We start from the raw sequence: 963 nt of genomic DNA on the forward strand, positions 1-963 counted from the left end.
CGATCCGTGCGGCCTCGGCATCGCCGTCGATCCGCATGGCCGGGTGCTCGGCCAAGGCGACGCGCCCGCCCCCGACCTGTTCGTCGCCGGTCCCCTCGCGCGCGGCACCTATGGCGAGCTGATGGGCCTGCCGCGCGTCAGCCTGCAGCCGCGCGAGGTCGCGGCGGACGTCGCGGCGCTGCTGACGGCGCGGCTGCCGGCCTGACGGACGCTATCCCGTCGCGAGGGCGACGGCGTCCGGCGTGATCGGGAAGCGCCGCACCCGCACCCCCGTCGCGTGCCACACCGCATTGGCGATCGCGCCGGCCGTGCCGGTGATGCCGATCTCGCCCACGCCCTTGATGCCGAGCGGATTGACGTGCGGGTCCTCCTCCTCGACGAGGATTGCCTCCAGCGACGGGATGTCGGCGTTGACCGGCACGTGATAGTCGCCGAGGCCCGCGTTCATCGGCCGTCCCGTGCGCGGGTCCATCACCGCCCGCTCGTGCAGCGCGAACGACACGCCCCAGATCATGCCGCCGTAATACTGGCTGCGCACCAGATGCGGGTTGATGATCCGGCCCGCGGCGAACGCGCCCACCAGGCGCGTGACGCGCACCTGCCCGAGATCGGGATCGACAAGGACCTCGGCGAAGACGGCGCCGTGCGCATGCATGGCATAGGACGACTGCGCCGCCGGATCGATCGCGCCCGTGCCCCGCCCCTCGATCTCGGCGAGTCCCGCGCGGTCGAGGATGTCGCCATAGGCCTCGCTGCGCGTCTCGTCGTCGCGGCGGTGCAGCCGCCCGTCGCGGGCGATCACGCCGGCATTGCCCGCGCCGTACAGCGGTGACCGCCGGTCGCCGGTCGCCATTGCCGCGAGGCGCGCGATCGCATCGGCGCCGGCCGCATGGATCGCGCTGCCGGCGGTCGCGGTATGGGCCGAGCCGCCGGCGATGCCGGCATCCGGCAGGTCGGACGTGC

The 963-nt window shown here is 73.9% G+C and carries 1 protein-coding gene and 1 pseudogene; one reads left to right on the plus strand and one right to left on the minus strand.

Annotated elements, in window-relative coordinates; genetic code table 11:
* Window positions 1-205 (plus strand): annotated as a pseudogene (locus B8460_RS22160) (hypothetical protein); the annotation flags it as partial.
* Window positions 206-211: 6 nt separating this feature from the next.
* On the opposite strand, the gene B8460_RS15315 reads toward B8460_RS22160, so the two are convergent.
* Window positions 212-963: xanthine dehydrogenase family protein molybdopterin-binding subunit (locus B8460_RS15315; RefSeq protein WP_048862476.1), on the minus strand; the 752-nt coding region annotated here is incomplete at its 5' end.

It is taken from the genome of Acidisphaera rubrifaciens HS-AP3 (assembly GCF_000964365.1).
In the GTDB taxonomy this organism is placed as follows: Bacteria; Pseudomonadota; Alphaproteobacteria; order Acetobacterales; family Acetobacteraceae; genus Acidisphaera; species Acidisphaera rubrifaciens.